The 4,001-nt window shown below is 57.6% G+C and carries 4 protein-coding genes; all 4 read left to right on the forward strand.

Translation table 11 applies throughout. The features are described 5' to 3' along the window. Positions 1 to 2,415: VirB4-like conjugal transfer ATPase, CD1110 family (locus U0L91_RS05170; RefSeq protein ID WP_481804517.1), on the forward strand; the 2,415-nt coding region annotated here is incomplete at its 5' end. Continuing rightward, a complete protein-coding gene (locus U0L91_RS05175; protein WP_330045140.1) occupies positions 2,408 to 3,169 on the forward strand; it encodes a BRO family protein in 762 nt (253 codons plus the stop codon). The genes U0L91_RS05170 and U0L91_RS05175, both read left to right, overlap by 8 nt. A gap of 4 nt (positions 3,170 to 3,173) precedes the next feature. Next, entirely contained in the window at positions 3,174 to 3,794 is a 621-nt protein-coding gene (locus U0L91_RS05180) for a hypothetical protein (RefSeq protein WP_330045141.1), read from the forward strand. After that, a partial coding sequence (locus tag U0L91_RS05185; protein ID WP_330045142.1) for a DNA cytosine methyltransferase occupies positions 3,787 to 4,001 on the forward strand: 215 nt, incomplete at its 3' end. The genes U0L91_RS05180 and U0L91_RS05185, both read left to right, overlap by 8 nt.

A 4,001-nucleotide genomic window follows, 5' to 3' on the forward strand; every position in this document is an offset into this window, starting at 1 on the left:
AAAACGGCAAAGCCCAGACGTAAGCTGACCCGTGACGAGCGCAGGCAGATCGAGGCGGTGATCCGGCAGGCAAAGGGCGATGGGAAAACCCATACGGTGCAGGACAGCATCCCTTTCCGCAATATGTTCCCGGACGGCCTGTGCCGGCTGGAGGGCGGGACCTTCTCCAAGACCATCGCCTTCGAGGATGTCAACTACCGCCTGGCTTCGCCGGAGGGCCAGCGGGATATATTTGAACACCTCTGCGATTTCTACAACGGCTACGACCCCACCATCGGGGTGCAGATGTCGCTCAGCAGCCGGTATGTGGAGCATGGGCCGGAGGAGGACCTGTTCGGCATCCGTCCCCAGGGTGACGACATGGACCCTGTCCGGGAGGATGCGGCCGGGATACTCCGCTTCCAGTATGAGCGGGGCAGCAACGGCTATGTGAAAACCAAGTATGTGACCCTGACCATCGAGGCGGAGAACCTTCCGGCAGCGCGGGCGCGGTTTGCCCGCATTGAGACCGACACCCTCAACCGCTTCAAGGTCATGGGGGCAACGGCTCATGTGCTGGACGGAAAGGAGCGGCTGGAGCTGCTTTACAACATCCTCCACCCGGAGGGAGGGCAGTTCGCCTTTGAATGGGACTGGCTCCCGGCCAGCGGCCTTTCGGTGAAGGACTTCATTTCTCCGTCCTCCTTCCACTTCGGGGAGACCCGTACCTTCCGCATCGGCAGACGGTACGGGGCGGTGTCCTTCCTGCAAATTCTGGCGCCGGAGATGCACGACCGCATCCTCACCGACTTTATGGAGGCGGACGGAAATATCATGGTGACCATGCACATCCGGGGCATCAACCAGAACGAGGCCATCAAAATGGTCAAGCGGAAGATCACCGACCTGGACGCCATGAAGATACAGGAGCAGAAGCGGGCGGTGCGCAGCGGCTACGATATGGACATCCTTCCTTCGGACCTCTCCACCTACGGCGGCGCGGCGAAGGACCTGCTCACCGACCTGCAATCCCGCAACGAGAGAATGTTCAACATGACCTTTTTGGTGCTGCACACAGCGGAAACCCGACAAAAGCTGGAGATCGCCGTATCCCAGGCGGCCAGCGTCGCCCAGACCTACAACTGCCTTCTGACCCGGCTGGACTTCCAGCAGGAGGACGGGCTTATGAGTAGCCTTCCCCTGGGCCTCAACCGCATCAAGATCGAACGGAGCCTGACCACATCGGCCCTGGCGGTGTTCGTCCCCTTCGTCACCCAGGAGGTATTTATGGGCGGGGACGCCATGTACTACGGCCTCAACGCTCTCTCCAACAACATGATCCTGCTGGACCGCAAGCAATCCCGCTGTCCCAACGGTCTTGTGTTCGGCACCCCCGGTAGCGGCAAATCCATGAGCTGCAAACGTGAGATCACCTTTATCATGCTGATGACCCAGGATAATGTCATCATCTGCGACCCGGAGGACGAGTATTCGCCTCTGGTGAAGCGGCTGGGCGGTCAGGTGATCCGGCTATCCCCGTCCAGCACCGACTATGTGAACCCTCTGGACATCAACCTCAACTACTCCGAGGAAGAAAACCCGCTGGCGCTGAAATCGGACTTTGTGCTGTCCTTCTGCGAGCTCATCATGGGCAGCAAAACTGGGCTGGAGGCCATCGAGAAAACCGTCATCGACCGGGCGGTGCAGATGATCTATCACCCCTACTTTGCGGACCCCAAGCCGGAGAATATGCCGATTCTGGGCGATTTGATGAACGCCCTGCTGTCCCAGCATATCCCGGAGGCCGACCGGGTGGCACAGGCGTTGGACCTCTATGTGAACGGCTCCCTGAACTTCTTCAACCACCGCACCACCGTGGACATCTCCAACCGTCTTGTCTGCTTCGACATCAAGGGTCTGGGCAAAAACCTGAAAAAGCCGGGGATGCTCATTGTCCAGGATGCGGTGTGGAATACCGTCACCATCAACCGGGCTATCGGGCGCTCCACCTGGTACTTCGTGGACGAGTTCCACCTTCTGCTGAAGGAGGAACAGACTGCGGCGTACAGCGCCGAGATTTGGAAACGCTTCCGCAAGTGGGGCGGTATCCCCACCGGGGCGACCCAGAACCCCAAAGACCTGCTTTCCTCTCCGGAGATTGAAAACATCCTGGAGAACAGCGACTTCATCTATATGCTCAATCAGGCGGCGGGCGACCGCAAGATACTGGCGGAGCGGCTGAACATTTCGTCGGAGCAGCTTGCCTATGTGACCAATTCCGAGCCGGGTCACGGGCTGCTGTTCTTCAATAATGTCATCCTGCCCTTTGCGGATGACTTCCCCAAGGATACCGAGCTTTATAAGCTGCTCACCACCAAGCCCAGCGAGGTTGCACACGAAACTGTGGACGACGAAAAGGAGGACCAGAATGGATAACAAGATGGCGGTTTTCAATAACCGCGAATTTGGCAGCATCCGAGTAATCGAGCAGAACGGCAAGTATCTATTTTGCGGTTCGGATGTGGCAAAGGCCCTGGGGTATAGCAATCCCCGTAAGGCAGTCCGGGATCATACGAGGGGGGGAACGAAATGTTCCATCCCCACCACAAGCGGAGACCAGACGATGGCTTTTATCCCGGAGGGTGATGTGTACCGCCTGATCGTTCATAGTCGGCTGCCTGGTGCGGAACGCTTTGAAAAATGGGTGTTTGACGAAGTTCTCCCCATGATCCGCAAGACGGGCGGGTACATGACTGCCTCCCTTCTGGAGCAGGCGGCGGAAAAACCGGAAATACTGCTGGCTTTTGCCGACCAGCTTCTTGCCGAGCATGAGAAAAACCGGCAGCTCTCCGGCGAGGTGGAACGGCTGCGGCCGAAAGCAGATTTTTATGACGCCTTTGTCCATGAAGAAAACTGCACCAATATCCGGGCTACGGCGAAGGAACTGCAAATCGGGGAACGTGCGTTTTGCCGTTTCCTGATGGACGCGGGATTTCTGTACCGCTGCCCGGCCGGATACCTTCTGCCCTATGCCAAGCCCTCCAATGACGGGTTGTTCCGTGTGAAGGACTTCTGGAAATACGGGCATTTTGGACAGCAGACCTTGATTACGCCCCAGGGGAAGAATGTGATCCGTCTACTGCTGGATGCTGGGCAAATGCGGCTGGAATGGAAGGAAAGGATGGGATAAGGATATGGAACAGGAAAAGCTGTATGTTATCGAGGAAAAGACCTATGAGGCACATATCGACGAGGAAGTGCATCTCTACGGGCTGCTTCATCAGCTTGCCTTCCTTGCCGGAAAAATCAAGGACCGGGAGGATGTCGAGGCGTTCATTGCGGCGGCGAAGCGGTACGGCCAGATCGCCGATGACAAGTTTGATGCCTGGAACATTCCCGGCCGTTACCTGGTGTTCGGCGACAAGGCGGACCTTGCCGGGATGAAGGCGCGGGAGCTGTGCGAGCTGGACGCCTTCTATGTGGAGTGCGAGGACGACGAACCCGAACCGGGCGGCGGCCGCCAGGAGGAACACTATCTGATCCCCGGCAGCGGATTCCGGCTGCTGGTGAGCGAACTGCACATGTTCCTGGTGACCTGGTACAGCATCGCCAAGTGTCTGTCGCAGGCGCAGAACGAGAAAGATTTTCTCCGACTGCAAAAGAAATACGGGAACTATGAAAAGACGCTGAACAGGCTGCGCCGCAAGCTGGGTCTTTCCGATGACAGTAACTTTTGTCAGGATGAATTGGAGGCGGCGGTCATCAAGCGGTTCCGGGCGGAGCTGATCCCTGGGGAGCAGATCAGCCATGAATAAGCTCACCCATGTCAGCCTCTTTTCCGGCATCGGCGGGCTGGACCTGGCGGCAGAGGCGGCAGGCTTTGAAACGGTCTGCCAATGCGAGTGGGCGGACTATCCCTATTCCATCCTGAAAAAGCATTGGCCGTATGTGCCGAAATTCCGGGACATCACCACATTCACGAAGGAGGCGTTTTTTGAGAAAACAGGACTTGAAACCATCAC

This window comes from Gemmiger sp., assembly GCF_036306485.1.
In the GTDB taxonomy this organism is placed as follows: Bacteria; Bacillota; Clostridia; order Oscillospirales; family Ruminococcaceae; genus Gemmiger.

Bases quoted from the DNA above. Each gene is read 5' to 3' on its own strand.
- U0L91_RS05175 (WP_330045140.1), top strand. From the start codon at position 2,408: ATGGATAACAAGATGGCGGTTTTCAATAACCGCGAATTTGGCAGCATC.
- U0L91_RS05180 (WP_330045141.1), top strand. From the start codon at position 3,174: ATGGAACAGGAAAAGCTGTATGTTATCGAGGAAAAGACCTATGAGGCA.